Annotated in this window: 11 protein-coding genes; 2 read left to right on the top strand and 9 right to left on the bottom strand. The window is 36.9% G+C overall.

The genetic code is table 11. The features are described 5' to 3' along the window. Nucleotides 1-15 precede the first annotated feature (15 nt). The gene (locus SJY37_RS12305) at nucleotides 16-1197 is read right to left on the bottom strand and encodes an acetyl-CoA C-acyltransferase (RefSeq protein ID WP_298324914.1); all 1182 of its coding nucleotides are present in this window, start codon (nucleotides 1195-1197) and stop codon (nucleotides 16-18) included. A 139-nt stretch (nucleotides 1198-1336) separates the two neighbouring features. Between SJY37_RS12305 and SJY37_RS12310 the strand changes: the two genes are divergently transcribed. Next, nucleotides 1337-3385 (top strand): HD family phosphohydrolase, encoded by a 2049-nt coding sequence (locus SJY37_RS12310; protein ID WP_298324916.1) that lies wholly within the window; start codon nucleotides 1337-1339, stop codon nucleotides 3383-3385. A gap of 78 nt (nucleotides 3386-3463) precedes the next feature. Then, on the top strand, nucleotides 3464-3988 hold the full coding sequence (locus SJY37_RS12315; protein ID WP_298324920.1) for a hypothetical protein: 525 nt from the start codon (nucleotides 3464-3466) through the stop codon (nucleotides 3986-3988). A 102-nt stretch (nucleotides 3989-4090) separates the two neighbouring features. Here the strand turns inward: SJY37_RS12315 and SJY37_RS12320 are convergent, their stop codons facing one another. From SJY37_RS12320 to purL, 8 genes are all read right to left on the bottom strand, one after another. Further along, nucleotides 4091-6499 carry a thiamine pyrophosphate-dependent enzyme gene (locus SJY37_RS12320; protein WP_298324923.1) on the bottom strand — a complete coding sequence of 803 codons (2409 nt, stop codon included), beginning with the start codon at nucleotides 6497-6499 and terminating at the stop codon, nucleotides 4091-4093. A 182-nt stretch (nucleotides 6500-6681) separates the two neighbouring features. Then, nucleotides 6682-9447 (bottom strand): metalloprotease, encoded by a 2766-nt coding sequence (locus tag SJY37_RS12325; protein ID WP_298324926.1) that lies wholly within the window; start codon nucleotides 9445-9447, stop codon nucleotides 6682-6684. A 165-nt stretch (nucleotides 9448-9612) separates the two neighbouring features. After that, a complete protein-coding gene (locus SJY37_RS12330; RefSeq protein WP_035337030.1) occupies nucleotides 9613-10302 on the bottom strand; it encodes a TIGR00730 family Rossman fold protein in 690 nt (229 codons plus the stop codon). A 47-nt stretch (nucleotides 10303-10349) separates the two neighbouring features. After that, nucleotides 10350-13181 (bottom strand): excinuclease ABC subunit UvrA, encoded by a 2832-nt coding sequence (uvrA, locus tag SJY37_RS12335; protein WP_298324933.1) that lies wholly within the window; start codon nucleotides 13179-13181, stop codon nucleotides 10350-10352. 160 nt (nucleotides 13182-13341) lie between these two features. Next, complete coding sequence (locus SJY37_RS12340) at nucleotides 13342-13776, bottom strand: methyltransferase (RefSeq protein WP_366519232.1); 435 nt, start codon at nucleotides 13774-13776, stop codon at nucleotides 13342-13344. Between the two features lie 72 nt (nucleotides 13777-13848). After that, entirely contained in the window at nucleotides 13849-15618 is a 1770-nt protein-coding gene (locus SJY37_RS12345) for a long-chain fatty acid--CoA ligase (protein WP_298324936.1), read from the bottom strand. Between the two features lie 130 nt (nucleotides 15619-15748). After that, nucleotides 15749-18136 (bottom strand): M14 family zinc carboxypeptidase, encoded by a 2388-nt coding sequence (locus SJY37_RS12350; RefSeq protein WP_298324939.1) that lies wholly within the window; start codon nucleotides 18134-18136, stop codon nucleotides 15749-15751. A gap of 203 nt (nucleotides 18137-18339) precedes the next feature. Beyond that, nucleotides 18340-22077 carry a phosphoribosylformylglycinamidine synthase gene (purL, locus tag SJY37_RS12355; protein ID WP_298324941.1) on the bottom strand — a complete coding sequence of 1246 codons (3738 nt, stop codon included), beginning with the start codon at nucleotides 22075-22077 and terminating at the stop codon, nucleotides 18340-18342. Between the last annotated feature and the right edge of the window lie 133 nt (nucleotides 22078-22210).

Genomic DNA, 22210 nt, shown 5'->3' on the forward strand with positions numbered 1-22210 from the left:
AGGGTATAACTATTCTTATTTGTGATTTTCTATTACCATGGCAGAAGCACCTCCACCACCATTACAAATCGCGGCAGCACCTAGTGTTGCATCATTTTGCTTCAATACATTCATGAGTGTAATAAGAATACGCACTCCACTACATCCTAATGGATGTCCTAAAGAAACAGCTCCTCCATTTACATTTACGTTTTCGTCTGTTAAGCCTAATATTTTCATATTTGCTAGACCTACTACAGAGAATGCTTCATTAAACTCAAAAAACTCAATATCGCTTTGAGCTACACCTGCCTTTGCAAGAGCCTTAGGTAATGCTTTTGAAGGTGCAGTAGTAAACCACTCTGGCTCATGTGCAGCATCTGCATAACTTTTTATAGTACAAAGTGGAGTAAGGTTAAGCTCTTTTGCTCTTTCTTCACTCATTACGATTACAGCACCAGCGCCATCGTTAATTGTAGATGCATTTGCAGCAGTTACTGTTCCGTCTTTTGAGAATGCAGGACGTAAAGCAGGAATTTTTTCCATTTTTACATTTGTAAATTCTTCATCGCGAGATACGATAACATCATCTCCACGTCTTTGTGGTACCGGAACTGGTACTACTTCATTATCAAACTTTCCAGCTTCCCAAGCAGCAGCACTACGCTTATAAGATTGGATAGCATAAGCATCTTGATCTTCACGTGAGAATTTATATTCAGTTGCACATGCATCTGCACATACACCCATCGCGTTACCATCATAAGCATCTACAAGACCGTCTTTTTGCATACCGTCTACCATAGTCTGCGGTCCAAATTTATGTCCATTACGTAACTGAACATAATGAGGAATAAGACTCATGTTTTCCATTCCACCAGCAACAACAATATCTGCATCTCCTAGAGCAATAGCTTGTGTAGCCATCATCACAGCTTTCATTCCTGAAGCACATACTTTATTTACAGTAGTACAAGGCACAGTATCTGGAATTCCAGCTCCTAGTGCAGCTTGTCTAGCAGGTGCTTGGCCTACACCAGCTTGTACCACGTTACCCATATATACTTCACTTACAAGTGAGGGGTCAAGGTTAATTTTATCTAAAGCGCCTTTTATAGCGATTGATCCAAGTTTACTAGCAGTAACAGAGGATAAAGCTCCCATGAAACTCCCTATCGGTGTGCGTGCAGCCGCAACTATAACAACGTTCTTACTCATATATTTGTGTGTTTGAAGTACTAAATTTTTCTCTTGCGAATGTAAGGAAAATTTGAAGATTTTAGAATCTATAGCGACGCTCTAAGTGGTATATCAAGCGATAATAATTTAGTACTTTAGCTTCATACTAGACAACCCTATGAGCAGCACTGCACAAAAGTTTTATAAACATCAAGATCTCATCTACAAGCTCTTGCTTGTCTTCATTTGTGCAGGATTTATTGTTTATTTTTTTCCGAAAAGCGGAAAATTCCAATACGAGATTCAAAAGGGATTTCCGTGGCAGTATGAAAATCTTTATGCAGATGAAGATTTTGCCATTCTAAAGAGTACTACAGAACTTGAAGAAGAACGTAGTCAGGTAAAGTCTCAATCTGCAGTGTACTTTAATTATAATCAAGGCATTGTAGATAACATCATAGCATCTTATGATGAGAATTTTGATAAGGTATTTCCTGATAGTATTGATTATCAATTTCCAAAACCAGAATTGAGAAGGTATGGAAGTAATTTGCTAAAAGGAGTTTACAAAACTGGGGTTATAAAAAACAAACCTGTCTATGATTCTGGCCGACTAATCTTTATAAAAAAAGGAAATGAAGTATATGAAATGAGGTTAAACCAAATTTCAGTGCTTAATAATGTAACAGATGATCTTACATCTGTCATTGAGAATGGTGCTTATGCAGCATATTCAAATAAATATCTTCAGCTTTATTTTGATGGACTAGAAGCAAATGTTTCGTTAGATGAAGTTCTTACAAAGGAGACACTTGATATAGAGCTTGGTCAGATTTCAGAAACACGCAATATAGTACCTAAGGGAAGTATTGTGATAGCAAGAGGAGAACTCGTAGAAGGTGATAATCTGCAAAAATTACTATCTCTAAAAGCCAAATACGAGTCGCAAAACATAAGTGATTCGCGTTATAATTGGGTGCTTTTTGGATACATCTTATTAGTGCTGCTAGCACTCGTAATGTTGCTTCTTTTTATACGTACATATAGGCTATCCGTATTTTTAAATAATACTAAAGTAACCTTTATATTTTTTAATGTTCTAGTGATGGTGCTTCTTACAACGATAGTTGTAAAGTGGAGTCCTCAGTATGTATATGCAGTACCTATGTGTATACTACCACTCATTATCAAAGCATTTTTTGATGCTCGATTGGGACTTTTTACACATGTAATTGCAATACTATTATTAGGATTTATAGTGCCAGATAGTTTTGAATATTTTTTCTTACAAGTCATTGCGGGTATCGTAACTATCTTAACAATACCGGAATTATATAAAAGAGCAAATCTCTTTATTTCCATAAGTCAAATTACACTCATTTATATTCTAGCATATTTTGCATTTAATATTATAAGTGAAGGTGGAATGGAGGGGCTGCAGTGGGAAGACTTCGGTATGTTTTTACTCGCTGGTCTAGCAACACTATTTGTACAGCCGCTCATCTATATTTATGAAAAGGTTTTTGGTTTGGTGAGTGATGTTTCACTATTAGAATTATCAGATACTAACTCAAAGCTTCTCAAGCGCCTCGCAGATGAAGCTCCTGGTACTTTTCACCACAGTCTCAATGTGGCAAACTTATCTGAAGCAGCAGCAAATGAAATAGGTGCAAACGCCATGCTTGTTAGGGTAGGAGCTCTTTATCATGATATTGGTAAAATAGAAAACCCCACAGATTTTACAGAAAACCAAGCTACAGGTATTAATAGTCACGATGATTTATCGCCAAAAGAAAGTGCGCGTATAATAATAGATCACGTGATTAATGGAATTGAACTCGCACGCAAATACAATTTACCAGATCGTGTAATCGATTTTATACGCACGCATCACGGTACCAGTACTGTTCAATATTTTTATTTTAAGGAAAAGGAAATTAATGAAGACACACTAATCACAGATTTTCAATATCCAGGACCGTTACCTTTTAGTAAAGAAACTGCGATACTAATGATGGCAGATAGTGTAGAGGCTGCTTCCAAGAGTCTTAAAAATCCAACTTCAACACTTATAGATGCTTTTGTAGAAAAGATAATCAAGAAGCAAATGGATGAAGGGCAGTTTCTAAATGCAAATATTACGTTCAAAGAAATTCAGCAGATTAAGAAAGTACTTAAAAAGAAGCTTAATAACATTTATCACCTTAGGATTGAATATCCAGAATAGGAGCTAGATTAAAAGTATATTCTAACGGAGTAATATTAGTTAGTAACGCTTTCGCGAAAGCGCAGGAAAAAGTCAACTATGTCAGAAGTCTATTATTTCTTAATTCTTATTATAGGTAGCTTAGTCTTATTTTTTGTGATAATTCAAGTCACTAAATTTTATGACAAACCAATAGTAAAAGATTTAGATACATATAAATATCCAGAGCAAATATCTGGTTTAAAAGAAAACTTTCTAAAGTCCATTGAAAAGAAGCAGGATGGAAGTTTTGTGATTTTGGATTTCGAAAACTACTACCTACAGTATCTTCTACTTACAAACTCTGGTGAAATATGGTGTGAGGCTGTATCTAATGAATTTTTAAAAGTAAAAGATACACTATCGAACATACAAATTGAGCGACTTCTAAATGAAGGATTTATAAAGCCTTACGAAAATGATAAGCACGGCAATCAAATGGCTAATTATAGAAAACTCTATAAAGCGACTTCCACAAATGATTTCATAATGATTATTGATGAGGGTATTCGGATAATTGAAGAAATTTATGAGTTACCGAGGCAAAAGGATATAGTATTACACTACGAGAGTAATCAAGTATAAACGATGTTCTCTTATGGTTTGAACTCATTACGCTTTCGCGAAAGCGTAAAAAAAAACGAGATACAAATTAATGTATCTCGTTTTATATTTAGACTAAGTTTCTTATCTCAAAGTAGGAAAACTAGAAGGATTAACTTCGTTCATCATACTGTATATTTTCTCAAATATATCATCTGCCGAAGGTTTAGAGAAGTAATCTCCATCTGTACCATACGCTGGTCTATGTGCTTTAGCGGTCATCGTTTCTGGCTTGCTATCTAGATATTTGTAAGCATCTTGCTCATTTAATACCGCATTAAGTAAGTAAGCACTAGCTCCACCTGGCATATCTTCATCTATAACGATAAAACGATTTGTCTTTTTTATACTCTCAACAACATCGTGATTAAGGTCAAATGGTAATAAAGATTGTGCATCAATTACTTCGATGTTGATACCTACAGTTAGAAGTTCTTTTGCAACTTCCATAACGATACGCAGTGTACTTCCGTAAGAAAGGACTGTGATATCTGTCCCTTCTTTTACAGTTTCGACAACACCTATTGGAGTTTTAAATTCTCCTATGTTAGTTGGCAAGTTTTCTTTTAATCGGTAACCGTTTAAGCATTCTACAACTAGTGCAGGCTCATCACTTTCTAATAGTGTGTTATAAAAACCAGCAGCTTTCACCATGTTACGAGGAGTAAGAATGTACATACCTCTAAGAAGATGTACGATGGCTCCCATTTGTGATCCACTGTGCCATATTCCCTCTAGTCTGTGACCTCGAGTTCTTACGATAAGTGGTGCTTTTTGTTTACCATGAGTTCTATAGCGCAATGTCGCTAGATCATCACTCATAATCTGGATTGCATATAGAATATAATCAAGGTATTGAATTTCGGCAATAGGGCGTAAGCCTCTCATCGCCATTCCTATTCCTTGACCAAGTATCGTTGCTTCACGTATTCCTACATCGGCAACTCTATGCTCTCCGTATTTCTCTTGCATTCCTTCTAGCCCTTGGTTTACATCACCAATGGCTCCAGCATCTTCTCCAAAAACTAGTGTATTAGGATATTTGCTAAAGATAGCATCAAAGTTATCTCTTAAGATAACGCGACCATCTACAAGGTTTTCTTCCCCATAAGTAGGAGCAACAGCCTCTATTGAAGTCGCACCATTACCATTTTCATTGTATAAGTGTGCGCTGTACTGTGGTTGAATTGTTGCAATATAGTTATCAATCCATGCTGCGAGTTCTTTGTGAGTATCAGATTCCTCACCTATAGTAAGACGTAAAGCCTTACGCGCTGTACTAAGTAAATCACATTTAAGAGATTCCTTATTTTCTACAAGTTTTTCAAAAAGTGGCTTTATAAAACTTCCGTTACTTGAGCTCTTGATAAGTGCTTCAAGGATTGTTGTGATTTTATCTTTTTCGGTTTTAATAGGTCTTAAAAATGCTTCCCAAGCAGCTTTCTTGCCATCTCGCACTTTCTTTTTAAGATCTTTATCTATAACAGTAAGTTCCTCGTCTGTAGCTAGACCTTGATCAATAAGCCAGCTTCTGAACTGTACATTACAGTCATTCTCACGTTCCCATTGTAATCTATCTTGATCTTTATAGCGTTCATGAGATCCAGAAGTAGAGTGCCCTTGAGGCTGTGTAAGCTCAACAACATGGACTAAAACTGGTACATGCTCCTCACGAGCTATTTTTCCAGCACGTTCATATGCATCTACTAGTGCAGGATAATCCCATCCGTTTACTTTGATAATCTCGTATCCGTTATCCTCTTCGTCTCTCTGGAAACCAGCAAGAATTTTAGAGATACTCTCTTTTGTAGTTTGGTGTCTAGCGTGAACAGAAATTCCGTATTCATCATCCCAAACACTTATTACCATAGGTACTTGAAGTACACCTGCAGCATTTATAGTTTCAAAGAATAAACCTTCACTTGTACTAGCATTACCTATCGTTCCCCAAGCAACTTCATCACCATTATGTGAGAAGTTTTCTTTCTGAGTTTCGGCAACGTTTCTGTATACTTTTGAAGCTTGCGCAAGTCCTAAAAGTCTAGGCATTTGTCCAGCAGTAGGAGAGATGTCTGAGCTTGAATTCTTTTGAGCTAGTAAGTTTTTCCAGTTACCGTCATTATCAAGACTGTGTGTTGCAAAGTGACCACCCATTTGCTTTCCAGCACTCATAGGGTCAAATGCTATATCTGTATGTGCATATAAACCAGCAAAAAATTCTTCTATAGATAAATGGTCTATGGCCATCATGAACGTTTGATCTCTATAATATCCAGATCTAAAGTCACCATTTTTAAAAGCGCGTGCCCATGCTAACTGTGGAAGCTCCTTTCCATCACCAAAAATTCCAAATTTTGCCTTTCCTGTAAGGACTTCTCTACGTCCTAAAAGACTACATTCTCTACTAGTAACAGCGATTCGATAATCTTCAAGAACAGATTCTTTAAAGTCATCATAAGATAATGCTGCTTTGGTATTAGAAGTAATTGCCATAAGTTTAAAAGATTTGATTGTAAAAATAGCCAAAACATATCCACAATGCAATATGTAGCTGCGTTAAATACTTATAATTTTCGCATTAGAAGTGCTTTTTACGCAGTCCATTTTCAACAAAAATCAAGATTTTTTGATTTTATTAAGAATATGACAACTTAAACGGTCCTTTTTGAGAATCTTTAGTACCACTTTCGTGAAAAAAGTCTTATCACCGTATCAAAACTTATTTGTAGTTGGAACCTAATCTTCTGGTCATAGTTAGGTTGGCCTATTTCCCAGCCTAAATTAGAGTACAAAGGAAAATATAGTTCGAAGTAGTCATCAAGTAGACTTACTTGAATCCCAGAGTCATACACAAGTCTTCCGTTTGCTTTCTTATTTTTAACTACCCCAACATCGCCATAAGCATAAAAATACTTCCAGAGGGTGGTACTTGCATTTGCTGTAAACATCCAGTCATTTGCAAATACAGGGGCTACATCATCAAGCTGTGATTTAAAACCACCCTCGGCAATGATAATTTGTTGAGAGAATAAACCGCTATCTTCAGATCGCCCGTAGTAGTTGTAATCAAATAAATAATCTGTTGGTCGATCTAGCGCAAAGCTAAAAAAGTTGCCATCTGCCTGTGTATTGTTGTAGGTAAATACACCGCCAAATAAGCGCACATTTAATTGTCTATTATTAAGGAAGAGTCTTCTATAAAATATATTACCAGATACTTTCCCGAAGTTTTTTGCAAACTGTAAATCTCCTGTAACGTTTAGTGTATGAATAATTCCCGGATTTGATCTTGTGTATCTTAAGTTAAGTACATCATAATTAGGAGTAGGTAATGCGACTAGGGGGTCTTCTTGTCGTTGTACACTTACAAATCGTGCAGATGCACTCTGGCGCTTATTTGACCTAAGGTTTGAAGTTCTAAAAGACATATTTACAAACGGTGTAACTCTTGTAAATAATAAATCTGGTGCATAAGAAAAACGATTTCCAGAAATCCCATATCTCAATGCGTACAGTCCTTGATTTTGATAGTCATGTCTATACGATATAGAAGCGCTACCTATAAGCTTTTTAGACTTTAAACCTATTTGAGGTTCTATTTTGTAATTAAGAGCTTTTGTTAAAAGTGTTTTATTGTAGAGCTTCACGCCAGGAATAAAACCATCATATATATTAAACTGAGCAACGGGCATTACAAACAACTGATTCTTTGCAGGGTTTTCAAAATCTTGCAAGAATTTGAGTTGTACGGGTTTATCCACGCTCAAAAAAGCATTGGGTTTCTCGTAGTTGTTTCTCAGGTTATTTTCAGGAATGATATTCTCATAATTTAAAACAAACCTATCTGCTTCTTCTTTTGAGTATGCAAGTGTTTCTATTTTCTGAGTGCCAGAAACCCAGCGCTTACTTGTAAGGCTATCATTCTTAAAGCTATATATAGAAATAGGAGAGGAGCGTCGCTCTTTCTTTTTTACATCAACATAAATAGAATCGCCTTTAATTTTAGAATTTTTTAAAGCATAATCTATCCGTTTATTAGAAGTTATGTAGTCTTCAAAAAACCAATCTACATCTTCATCAGTTTGCAAGTTTACCTCCTTTTCAAACTGCGATGACGTGAGTGGTTGAGACTTATATTTTTGATAAAAGTTCTTAATAATCTCATCAAGTTTATTATCTCCTATGTAATCATTCAGGTAATTAAGTCCTACACCACTTTTGTATGAAGAGCCTATATTCTTGTTATATTTAATAAGCTTGTCGTACGGTGTATCTAGTGGCTGGTCAAGATTTAATCTAGATATATGAGTAGATAAAATATTAAATTGATCATTAAATTCTAGTTCTGAAGCATAGAACTGGCGCACTAGCCAGTATTTTTCTAAAGAACCTACAACCTTGAGGTCTGGATAATAAGTGTCCATATAATTTTGCAACATGTAGACCTTAATACCATCAATGAGCCATCTATCTGTTCTTGGGTTAACAAGAAGTGTGTTATTTACATAGTTGTTAATCGTTGTTTTAAGAAGCTTAATTTCATATTGAAAGCCATCAGGAAACGGACTTATAAAACTAGGTAGCTGATTAAGCCCATACACTGGTTGTTCTTTATAGTCAAGATCTGTAACAAGAATTTTATCAAAAGGATATTGACCTAAATTTTTATGCAAATGACCTGCAATGCGGTCAGATATTAAAGCTCTTAATGGTGAAGGAATTCTGTAGTCATGCAGATTAGATACAATGGTTACATAATCTGTTTGAACCTCTTCATAGTTTGAGTTTTTAAGTAAAAAAATCTTAGCATCTGTGCGACTTTTACCTGTAAGCACAGTAAGTCTCTCACCTTGAATATGTGAACTGCTAATGTTATTTTGCTCAAGGTCTGTGACTAGTTGATATCCTCTTGGAATAGAAAATTGTAAGCGTATATCTGTTTGTGGAAAATAACGATCGTTAAGATTCTTGTTGCTATAATACTCCCAGCCATTGTTATATACGGCAGGTGTTACAAACCAATATCTCAAGTTATAATCACCATTTTTAGTAATCCCGTAGTCTGTAAATTTTACATCTGGAAGTACTACAGTATAATCAAGGGTCATTCTTACAGAAGCGCCTGGTGATAGCGGTTCGTGTAACAAAACCTTGATGATATCAGGGTGTTTTTTTGGTCTTGTATATTGAAGAATTGTTTCCTGACCCGCAATAGAAGTCATTTTAGTAAAACCACGATCACTATCAGGTGCAAGATGAAATTTCTTATCAAAAGACTCAGAAAATCTCTTTGCTAGTGGTGTGGTTTTACTAGAAAAACTATGTGCCCAGTCTGTTAAGTATACATCGTTCCACGCATCACTAGACGTATTTGTGATAGTGATTGTATGATTGAGATGTATAGCCCTTTCGTCTGGAATTAATTGTGCATTAATTTCCATGGTATGTTGACTCGTGGCTACTATACTTAAGAGAAGCAATGAGATAAAAACATACAGAGATTTTAGGGTGTGTCTCAACTAGAAAGGGAATGTGTTAATTTGTAATAGATAAAGCTGTTTTACTTTTATATGTGGTTTTCACGCTTTCGCGAAAGCGTAACACCTTTAGAAATTAGGACTTAATTGGTATTCATCATAGAAGTTATTAAGCACCTCAATTACCTCATCTGAAGTATCTACAAGGTGTATAAGATCCATATCTCCAGCGCTTATGTTCTGGAAACTATCAAGCAAAGTTGTCTTTACCCAATCCATAAGTCCTCCCCAAAACTCTGTACCAACAAGAATAATAGGAAACTTCTGAATTTTATGTGTTTGGATAAGTGTGATTGCTTCAAAAAGCTCATCAAGAGTTCCAAAACCTCCTGGCATTACTACAAATCCCTGTGAGTACTTTACAAACATCACTTTACGCACGAAGAAGTAATCAAAATCTAAACTCTTATCACTATCAATATATGGATTGTCGTGTTGCTCAAAAGGAAGTTCAATGTTAAGCCCTACAGATGTTCCTCCTGCAAGGTGTGCACCGCGGTTACCCGCTTCCATGATACCTGGACCACCACCAGTAATTACACCATAACCGTTATCTGCAATTTTTTCGGCAACTTCAGTAGCTAGTTTGTAATACTTATTATCCGGCTTTGTTCTCGCACTTCCAAAAATGGATACACATGGACCTATACGGCTCATTTTTTCAAATCCATTTACAAATTCTCCCATTATCTTAAAGATAGCCCAAGAATCATTTGTTTTTTTCTCGTTCCAGCCTTTAGGTCTATTTTCGTTGCTCATAATTATATTTAGTGTTGTTAATTTAAAACCATATTGTAAATATAGTTTTATGCCATTTCCTTCTTTAGGAACTGGGCTGTGTATCCTTTATTTTTTTTAATTATTTGTTCTGGAGTACCAACGGCAACTACCTCGCCACCACCTTTTCCTCCTTCATATCCTATATCTATGATGTGATCTGCCGTTTTTACAACATCGAGATTATGCTCAATAATGAGGATGGTATTTCCTTTATCTACAAGACGGTTGAGTACATCCATTAATACCCTAATATCCTCAAAATGAAGTCCTGTGGTAGGCTCATCTAGTATGTAAAAGGTATTCCCAGTATCTCTCTTGCTCAGCTCAGACGCAAGTTTAATACGCTGCGCTTCACCGCCAGATAAGGTTGTGCTCTGTTGTCCAAGCGTAATATAGCCTAATCCTACATCTTTTATCGTTTTAAGTTTGCGATATATTTTTGGAATAGGTTCAAAAAAATCTGCTGCCTCGGTCATAGTCATCTCAAGAACATCAGAAATTGATTTTCCTTTATAACGAATTTCTAAGGTTTCTCTATTAAAACGTTTTCCTTGACAGGTCTCGCACTCTACATAAACGTCTGGTAAGAAGTTCATCTCAATCACTCTTAAACCTCCACCTTTACACGTCTCACAGCGACCACCAGTAACGTTAAAACTAAAACGTCCAGGTTTATAACCTCGTATAAGTGCCTCAGGAGTTTTTGCAAAGAGACTTCTTATTTCGTCAAAGGCTTTAGTGTACGTTGCAGGATTAGATCTAGGTGTACGCCCTATAGGTGTTTGATTTATATCTATTACTTTATCACATTCGTCAAGTCCCTTGATGCTCTTGTAAGGCATAGGTACTTTTACACCATTAAAATAATGAGCATTCATGATAGGGTAGAGCGTCTCATTAATTAACGTAGACTTACCACTACCGGATACTCCTGTCACAGCAATCATTTTACCTAAAGGAATTTTAATAGAAACATTTTTAAGATTGTTTCCTGTCGCTCCTTTGAGCTCTATAAACTTACCATTTCCTTTTCGGCGTTGTTTTGGGATGGTAATTTCTTTCTCACCATTCAAGTATTGTGCTGTTAATGTATGGTGCTTAAGCAAATCTTCAGGAGTTCCTTCGCTTATAATTTCTCCTCCAAAACGTCCTGCTCTTGGCCCTATATCAATCACGTGATCTGCACGCTCAATCATATCTTTATCATGCTCTACAACGATGACAGAGTTACCTATATCACGTAGAGAAATAAGCGAATTAATAAGTTTTTCATTATCACGTTGATGTAGTCCAATACTAGGTTCATCTAGTATGTATAACACGCCTACAAGTTGCGATCCTATCTGTGTAGCGAGCCTGATACGCTGCGCCTCTCCTCCAGATAATGACTTAGAGCTTCTATTTAAGTTAAGGTATGTAAGTCCTACATCTACAAGGAATTGTATTCTTGAATTTATTTCTTTAATTATCTCAGATGCAATCTGTAATTGCTTGCTAGATAGTCGTTTTTCTACTGTCTTAAACCACTCTTGTAGTTCAAGAATATCCATAGAAGCAAGGTTTGCAATACTGCGATCATCAACTTTAAAGTAGAGTGATTCTTTGCGCAATCTTGATCCTTCACATACAGGACAGGCTACCTTATCCATGTATCCTTTTGCCCAACGTACAAGAGAAGTAGACTCGCTATCATTAAAGGTATTTTCTATAAAATTTGCTACCCCTTCAAAATCAATTTTATAATCTCTAGTAACGCCTAATTGCTTTGAGGAAACAGAAAACTTTTCATTTCCACCATAGAATATAAAATCCATGGCCTCTTTAGAGATTTTTTCTATTGGGTCTGTGAGTTTAAAGTCAAACCTCTCTGCAATAAGTTGAAGTTGTTTAAAGATCCAGTTGTTCTTCTTAGGTCCATGAGGATCTAGTCCGCCAGCGTTAATAGACTGTTTTGGGTCTGGAACTATCTTTTTAGGGTTTACTTTGTATAGTTCTCCTATACCATTACAATTAGGGCAAGCTCCCTTAGGGGAGTTAAAGGAGAAGTTATTTGGTTCTGGATTAGGATATGAGATTCCTGTAGAAGGACACATCAAGTTTCGGCTGAAATAACGTACTTCCTGCGTGTCTTGGTCAAGCACCATCAACACATCATCACCGTGATACATTGCGGTATTTATGCTTTCGCGCAAGCGTTTATCATCGTCATCACCCTTTTTTACAAGCATGCGATCTACTACAATCTCAATATCGTGTACTTTGTATCGGTCTACTTTTAATCCTTTTACAATATCCTTAACCTCACCATCTACACGAACCTTAACAAAACCCTGTTTTGCAATTTGTTCAAATAACTCTCTATAATGCCCCTTACGCGAGCGTATGGTAGGAGCGAGGATGTTAATCCTTTTACCTTCAAAACTCTCTGTAATGAGCTTCTGTATTTGTTCGTCATTGTAACTTACCATCTTTTCGCCCGTATTGTAAGAGTAGGCATCTGCCGCTCTCGCATAAAGGAGACGTAAAAAATCGTAAATTTCTGTAATGGTTCCCACGGTAGATCGCGGACTTTTACTAGTAGTTTTTTGCTCGATAGCAATAACTGGAGAAAGCCCTAGAATTTGGTCTACATCTGGACGTTCTAATCCTCCTAGAAACTGTCGTGCATATGCAGAAAACGTTTCTATGTAACGACGTTGTCCCTCTGCATAGATGGTATCAAAAGCTAGCGAACTCTTTCCACTTCCAGATAATCCTGTAATCACAACGAGTTTTTCTCTCGGTATCATTACATCTATATTCTTCAGGTTGTGGGCGCGAGCACCATAAACTTCAATACGTTCTTCGTGATCTATCATACATTTTTACAAAGCAACAAATTTACCGCTTTGCGCCCTAAATAGAAAGTGAGTAGCACTATAAGAGATTGTTAATATTAACGGTATTGGTAGTTGTTGTTGTTACGCTTTCGCGAAAGCGTAAATAACCCACAAAATCATCCTCAAACCACTTGTCATATTAGAATATGTATGGCAATATTCTCCATGTGCGAGCCTTGTATACTGAATAAGACTGACCAAATTTTTCCTCCAAGAAAGCTTCTTCCTTATATATCTTGAGAATAAGGACGATAAATAATAATACATAGCAAATCCAGAGAAACGGATGGTCACCTCTTATAACCACAGGCAGAAAAACTAATAGGATACCTGTGTACATGGGGTTTCTTAAAATGTTGAAGATTCCCTTAGTTACAAGAACCTCGGACTTTACTTCTGGCTGAATATTGAAATTTCCTATTCGGATATTGTAAATGCCCCAAAGAGCTATAAATATGCCTAGTAATTGTACACTTAAAGAGGGTAGATCCCAATGTATGGACTTCGCGTTCCATATGATGAGGAAGATTAAGCTAAACTGAGATATTACAAGTGCTAGTGAGTATAGAGACATAAACGGATAGAGTTTTTTGATAGAAACTGCTCTAATCAAAAAAGGTTGCGCATTGCGCAACCTTTTTTAATGTTATAAATCGTAAATGTCATTATAGAGATGAATATAGTTCTCTCTAATAATCTTACGTTTAAGTTTCATAGTAGGAGTGAGGTGTCCACCTTCTACTGTCCAAGCGTCATGTGTAAGACGGAAAGCTTTAATTTTCTCCCATTTAGCAAATGTTTCATTAGCTTCGTTTACTTCCTGCTGGTAGCGATCTTGAACACGCTCTGATGCGAGAAGCTCATCTAAATTAGAATAGCTTATGTTTTTCATTTTTGCCCATTCTTCTAAGAATTCAAAGTTAGGTTGTATTAAAGCAGCTGGCATTTTCTGCCCTTCTCCTATTACCATGATTTGTTCTATAAAACGTGATTGCTTAAATCTATTTTCTAGAAGTTGAGGAGCAACATATTTTCCTCCAGATGTTTTGAACATCTCTTTTTTACGATCTGTAATCTTAAGGAAGCCATCTTCATCTATGTGACCTATATCACCAGTATGGAAATAGCCGTTCTTTAATACCTCTTCTGTTTTTTCTTGATCCTTGTAGTAACCTATCATTACATTAGGTCCTTTTACTAAGATCTCACCATCTTCTGCAATTTTAACTTCAACACCTGGTAACAGCTTACCCACAGTGCCTATTCTAAACCCTCCATCGCGCATATCATTTACAGAACATACAGGAGAAGTCTCCGTAAGTCCGTAACCTTCCATGATGCCCATCTCTGCAGCGTTAAATATTCTAGCAAGTCGTGGTTGTAACGCAGCACTTCCAGAAGCTATGAGATCAAGATTACCTCCTAAACCTTCTTTCCACTTTGAGAATATAAGTTTACGAGCAAGTGCAAGTTTTTTTTCATACCACCAGCCATTTTGACCATATGGTTCATATTTAAGACCTAAATCTACAGCCCAGAAGAATAATTTTTTCTTTACTCCAGTTAGTGCAGCTCCTTTTGCAATAATCTTATCATATACTTTCTCAAGTAAACGCGGCACTGCAGTCATAACTTGAGGCTTCACCTCTTTTAAGTTGTCACTTATAGTCTCCAGCGATTCTGCAAAGAAAATAGATACACCTTTATATTGATATAAATACATCAACATACGTTCATAAATGTGGCAAACTGGTAAAAAGCTTAATGCTCTCATTCCTGTTTCGGCAAGAGGAAGGCGGTACGCACTAGCTAGTGCGTTGCTTACAATATTCTCGTGAGAAAGCATTACTCCTTTAGGACGTCCAGTAGTACCAGATGTATATATGAGCGTAGCAAGATCCTTAGTGGTTACTGCAGCCTTAAGCGCATCTACTTCTGATTGATTAGAAGTGTCTGCTCCTAATTCTAGAACCTCAGACCAGTTTTTACAATTATCAATATCTTCAAAAGAGTACACTTCAATAAGAGATGGCACTTTATTTTTTATAGACATTACCTTATCACGTACTTCATTACAAGACACAAATACATACTTAGACTCAGAGTGATTAAGTACATAAGCGTAGTCTTCTTCAGAAATGGTAGGATAAATAGGTACATTTTGAGCTCCTAATTGTAAAATCCCTATATCGCAAATATTCCACTCTGTGCGATTAGTCATAGAGATAACGGCAACTTTATCATTAGGTTTAACACCTAATCTTAATAGACCACGACTTATAGCATTTGCTTGATCGATATATTCTTGAGTAGACGTAGCAACCCAAACACCATTTTTCTTGGTATTGAGTGCGTCTGAGAGATTAAATTTTTCCAATTGATAATAAGGAAAATCAAAAAGTCTGGTAATTTCCATAGATTGCTTTTTATATAGTGTTACAAAATAGGAAAAATTGCACGGTTTTTATTGAGATATTCATAAAATGAGAAAGGATTTTTAATCAAAGTGCGATATACCTTTGATTTTCTTTAAGATGCGTTTTAACTTATTTTTTAACAATTTTATAAATAACACTGTTTTTCGGTGTTTCTAGCCTTAAAAAATACATTCCCGTAGGCAAAACACTGTAGTCTACGGTTGAGTTTCCACTTTGTTGGAGGGAGGTAATCACTTCTTGACCTAATACATTATATACACTAGTCGTATATGAAGCTAGTGATGTGCGTATATTGAGATGATTCGAAACTGGGTTTGGAAATATCTCAAAAGCTTTTGAAAATTGTTCACTATCTACGTGTAATTGCTCACCAGATATTATAGAGAATGATAAGTCGTCAACATAAAAACCATCACGTGTTACCGCGCCATCTGTGCGCAAACTAAACCTTGCCTTAATAGTTTCTCCTATATAATCACTTAAATTAATTTCTTCCAGTATCCAATCATCTTGAACACCGTCGTATAGAGGTTCTCCTAGAGGTTGAATATTTGTACCGGCACTTGTGTAATTACCGCACTGCGGCTCCCAGGTGGCTCCGTTATCTTTAGAAATCTCAAATTGTACATAATCCCAAGTATCTTCTATGTTCCATCTTGCATAGTAGCTTACTGTAGCCGTAGTTGCTTCTGTGAGATCTAAAGACTGTGTGAGTTCTATGGTATTATTAGTGTTGTCACTATAATTACCAGAAGGCGAATCTGTTATTGAAGAGGAAGGTGAAACAAAGCTTTCACTCGTGGTTCCCCAACTTGTAGATTCAAAATCTGCGAGCGAATTTCCATCTGTATAAAATATCTGTGTTGTACTACCGTATATTTTACTAACGCGGACTTCTTTTTCAAAAAGGCCGTTGTTTATAATTAGATCAAATTCAATAGTATCACCCACTTCAATATTTGTAGATAGGGAATAAGCAATACTTCCAGATTGAGTTTGTAATGGTGCTAAATTCGATAATGTAACTGGCGCTCCCACATCAATAATATTAGAAGATACAGAAGATAAGGTAATAGTAAAGTCTCCTGTATTTTCTACAGAAAACCTTTTTACATCAAAAGAAGTAGAAAGTGAAATAGACTCCCCTGTAAATGTAGGGGATGTCTCTTCTAGTACGCCGTAGTTACCTGCCATTTGTGCAGCCGTAATATTAAGGAACATCATATTTTGTGAAGTACTTACTATTGTACTTGCAGGCGGCCAGAATGAGGTTCCTATTTCTGGGGTGAAAGCAAAAATTTTATCATGAGTTCCCACGGTTCCGTACATGAAATCGTCACTGTCTCCAGCAAAAGGAAAATCATTAAGTGCGTTGTAACCATTCATTGAGGTAAGTGCTCCTCCAATTCCTTGAAACAAATCATCATCAGAAGTGTCCACATCTGCATAGCCAAAAGGATAATATACTAACTCGCCAAAAGAATGATTATTAAGAGCAATCACAAAATCATGCTGCTCAACAAACCATTTTACTGCTTGCGTCTCTACTTCAGAAAATGGACCCGAACCATGATAAGTCTCGTTATTTGTATTTGATGAAGACCCAGGACCGCCCCAACTACCATCGTTAGGATTACCATTAATATGGTAGTCATAGTTGCGATTATTATCGACTCCATGTCCATTCTTTCTATTTTTACGCCATAGTCCGCCACCCTCAGGATCTGTTAGCTCATTATATAAGTAACCATCTGGGTTTATAACTGGTATAAAATAGAGTTCTGTATTATTTACAATGGCTCGTACCTCATCATTAGTATCGTAATTTTCAAGTAAATACCACATATAGTACACCAGCTGCATGAGGGACATAGGCTCCCTAGCGTGATGTATAGATGTATAGAGTACTTCTGGCTCGGTTTCATCGTTTTCAGGATTGTCGCTTATTTTTAACCAGTAAATAGGATTTCCTCCTATGGACGGCGTGACGCCATCATCTGGAAGGCCTTCCGTAAGAAAGTTACTTATAGGAGCTCTCGCAGTTATTAAGTCTGGATATTGTCCAGCCATGTCATCAAGTTCATCGAGTAGTTCTTGATACGTCAAGTAGCCACCCATAGATCCTAGATTAAAGTTTGCAGGAGTTTCATAAGCAACAGCATCACTAGAGCTACAAGCTACATTGCGAGTGGCAATGGTGGATCGTGTTGATTGTTCTTTATAGGTTTTCTGTATATCTTCTTCAATTGTTTCGAATTGAAAACCTGCATTTCTAATTTTTTCCAGCTCTTGTAATGAAAAGTCTGAGATGATAAAAGTACCATCTTTATGTATTCCGTGGTCTGCGGCAACACCAGTTTGGTTTAATAGTGCAAGCGTTTTTGTTTGATTTAAAAATACTTTTACACGTTTATATTGTGGTGTCTCTTGTTGCGCTTTCGCGAAAGCGTAACAGAAAAATATACAAACAATAATTGGTAGTTTTTTAAAGAGCATAAAAGTGTCTTACTTGGTTGAATACGTGCAACTAAAGATAAAACAAGCTGCAATCAAATTGTCCTACCTAGTCGGTAATATATAAATAGTATTACAAATTATATACTCGTTGAAATATTATGTAACTCAATTACAAGATTTTATAAAAAAAAATGCCTCACTTAGTGATAAGTGAGGCATTCTGTAATTAGAAGTATATAATATTATGAGTTTTTCTCAACCCAATTTCTTGCGTTTACAAAGGCTTCAACCCAAGGAGTCACCTCGTCGTTGCTTCCAGCAGGGTAGTGCGCCCAGTTCCATGGGAATGTAGATCGCTCGATATGCGGCATCGTTGCAAGGTGACGACCTGTAGTGTCACAAATCATCGCTGTATTAAAGTCTGATCCGTTAGGATTTGCAGGATATCCTTCATAACCATAGGTCGCCACGATATCATAAGCACTTGCTCCCATAGGTAAATCAAATCTGCCTTCACCATGAGAAATCCATACGCCTAAAGTAGTTCCAGCAAGCGTAGATAGCATCACACTGTTATTTTCTTCAATCTTTACAGAAGTAAAGTTGCTCTCGTGCTTGCGGCTATTATTGTGTTTTAATTTAGCTAACTTTTCGTGATCTGGATTTATAAGATCAAGTTCTAAGAAAAGTTGGGCACCATTACAGATTCCTACAGAGAGTGTGTCTTCACGTGCAAAAAAGTTTTTAATCGCTTTGTTTGCTTTCTCATTATATTTTATGGCTCCAGCCCATCCTTTGGCAGAACCTAATACATCACTGTTAGAAAATCCTCCTACAGCTCCAAGAAACTGAATATCCTCAAGCGTTTCACGTCCAGAGATTAAATCTGTCATGTGTACATCTTTTACATCAAAACCTGCGAGGTACATCGCATTTGCCATTTCACGCTCAGAGTTACTTCCTTTTTCACGTAAGATTGCAGCTTTAGGTCTAGCTTTATTAGTGTCTAATACTGGTTTTTTTCCTGTAAAGTTTACAGGGAACGTATATTGTAATGGTTGTACTTTATAATTGTCAAAACGGTCTTTTGCAAGACCATTTGCCGTTTGTTTATTATCTAGTAAATAAGAAGTCTTAAACCAAGTATCGCGCAGCGATGCAATGTTAAGACCTAATTCTACGCCACTATTTTTGATTGTAAGCTCTGCAGTGGTGGTTACCGTTCCTATTTTAAAGAAAGTAACGCCGTTTTCAGTAAGTGTTTTTTCAACAGATGCATCTGCTTGGAATACTAATCCTGCATTTTCAGAAAAAAGTAACTTGATAAGATCTTGTTCTCCAAGTGCAGTCAGGTCTAGGCTTGCACCTAAGTTTACATCTGCAAAACAAAGTTCAAGTAGGGTAGTGATAAGTCCGCCACTAGCGATATCATGACCAGCTTGAATTTTATCATCTTTAATAAGTTGTTGTATGGTGTTAAACGCTTTCGCGAAAGCGGTATCACTTACAACACTTGGCGCTTCATTACCAATAGTATGACACACTTGTGCAAAACTAGATCCTCCTAGTTTATGAGTATCTCCAGACATATTGATATAATAAATAGCACCACCATCTTTTTGAAGAACCGGCTCTACTACCTTATTAATGTCATTACAATTTCCAGCTGCCGAAATAACGACAGTCCCAGGAGCAATTACATCTCCATCTGGATATTTTTGTTTCATTGAGAGACTATCCTTACCGGTAGGAACATTAATCCCAAGATTGATTGCCATTGCAGATATTGCCTCTACAGCTTTATAAAGTCTAGCATCTTCTCCTTCATTTTTACAAGGCCACATCCAGTTTGCCGAAAGGCTTACAGACTGTAAACTATCTTTAAGAGGTGCCCATACTATGTTTGTAAGTGCTTCTGCAATACTGTTTTTACTTCCTGCTACAGGATCAATAAGACCAGAAACTGGAGAATGTCCTATAGAAGTAGCAATCCCTTCTGTACTCTTATAATCAAGTGCCATCACACCCACATTGTTAAGTGGTATTTGTAACGGTCCGACACATTGTTGTTTTGCAACACGACCACCTACACAGCGATCTACTTTGTTAGTAAGCCAGTCTTTACAAGCCACAGCTTCTAGTTGCAATACTTGCTCTAGATAATCGTGGAAATGCTCAAGTTGATATTCTGGGTTTTTATAATTACGAACAACTGTTTTGTCTGTCATTATAGTTTTTGGAGAGCTCCCAAACATATCATCTAGGTGCAAGTCCATAGGACTTAAGCCTGTCGTTTTACTTTTGAAAGTAAAACGGTGATCATTTGTAACATCGCCTACTTCATACATAGGTGAGCGCTCACGATCTGCAATGCGTTGTAGCATATCGATATCTTTCTCTCCTATCACAAGTCCCATACGTTCTTGCGACTCGTTTCCTATAATTTCCTTTGCAGATAGGGTAGGGTCACCTACTGGTAGTTTGTCAAGATCGATAAGACCTCCAGTATCTTCTACAAGTTCAGAAAGACAATTAAGATGCCCTCCAGCACCGTGATCGTGTATAGATACGATTGGGTTTACATCACTCTCAACCATACCACGTACTGCATTTGCAGCACGTTTTTGCATTTCTGGGTTAGAACGTTGTACCGCATTAAGCTCGATTCCAGAGTCAAAAGCTCCAGTATCTGCACTTGAAACTGCAGCACCACCCATTCCTATTCTATAATTTTCACCACCTAAGATTACAATTTTGTCACCATCTTGTGGAGTATCTTTAAGTGCTTGTTCACGTTTACCATAACCAATACCACCAGCTTGCATTATTACTTTGTCATACCCAAGACGCTGACCGTCTTCTTGATGCTCAAAAGTAAGAACTGATCCTACGATTAAAGGCTGTCCAAATTTGTTTCCAAAGTCTGAAGCACCATTTGAAGCTTTGATAAGTAGGTCTATCGGGTTTTGATAAAGCCATTTGCGGGCATCCATGCCATGTTCCCACGGGCGTTCTTGCTCTAATCTAGAATACGGAGTCATATACACAGCTGTTCCAGCAAGTGGAAGTGATCCTTTACCTCCAGCAAGTCTATCGCGTATTTCTCCACCAGAACCGGTAGCAGCTCCGTTAAAAGGCTCTACGGTAGTTGGGAAGTTATGCGTTTCTGCTTTTAAAGAAATCACAGAGTCAAAGTCTTTTTCTGTATAGAAATCTGGCTTATCTGCAGTGTCTGGAGCAAACTGTGTTACTCTAGGTCCTTCTATAAAAGCAACATTATCTTTATATGCAGAAACTATTGTTCCTGGAGTTGCTTTTGAGGTTTCCTTTATTAATTTGAATAGGGAAGAAGGCATCTCTTCTCCATCTATAACAAAAGTTCCATTAAAGATTTTGTGACGACAGTGCTCCGAGTTGACTTGGCTAAAACCAAAAACCTCAGAGTCTGTAAGTGGTCTACCTATTTTGGCAGCAACACCATCAAGGTAAGCAACCTCTTCATCGCTTAGCGATAAACCTTCTTGCTCATTATATGCGGCAATGTCTTCTATAGATAAAATAGGTTCTGGAGTAACGTTAACCGTAAAAATATCTTGATTTAAAGCTGCGTACTCTTGAGAGATCATAGGATCATAATCAGGAGTGTTTTCTGTAACCACGCCTGTAGCATCTTCTATAGATGGAAAAGGATTCGTGTTAACTTGTTGTGATGAAGAGTCCGCTTTCGCGAAAGCGTGAAACTCCTCTATCCTTATAATATTTGAAATTCCCATATTCTGGGTAATCTCAACAGCATTAGTACTCCATGGAGTAATCATGGCAGCTCGTGGACCAATAAAAAAAGCGTCAATATGAGACGCTTCAATTTTATGAGAGTTGCCGAAAAGCCATACCAGCTTTGCGGTATCGTCTTGTGTAAATGCTTGTGTACTTTGTACTGCGTAAACAGTGCCTTGAGGGTTTCCAAAGAAGTGGATCATCCGATTGGTTTTGTTGCGTTGTTTAAGAACGTAAATTTACTACAATATTTATTGATATTATAGGTAGGATAATATCTCTTTGTCTTGTTCTTATAATGAGTTATTAACTATTGTAAATAACTAGCAATACACT

The sequence above is a fragment of the Dokdonia sp. R78006 genome (assembly GCF_042466145.1).
Lineage (GTDB): Bacteria > Bacteroidota > Bacteroidia > Flavobacteriales > Flavobacteriaceae > Dokdonia.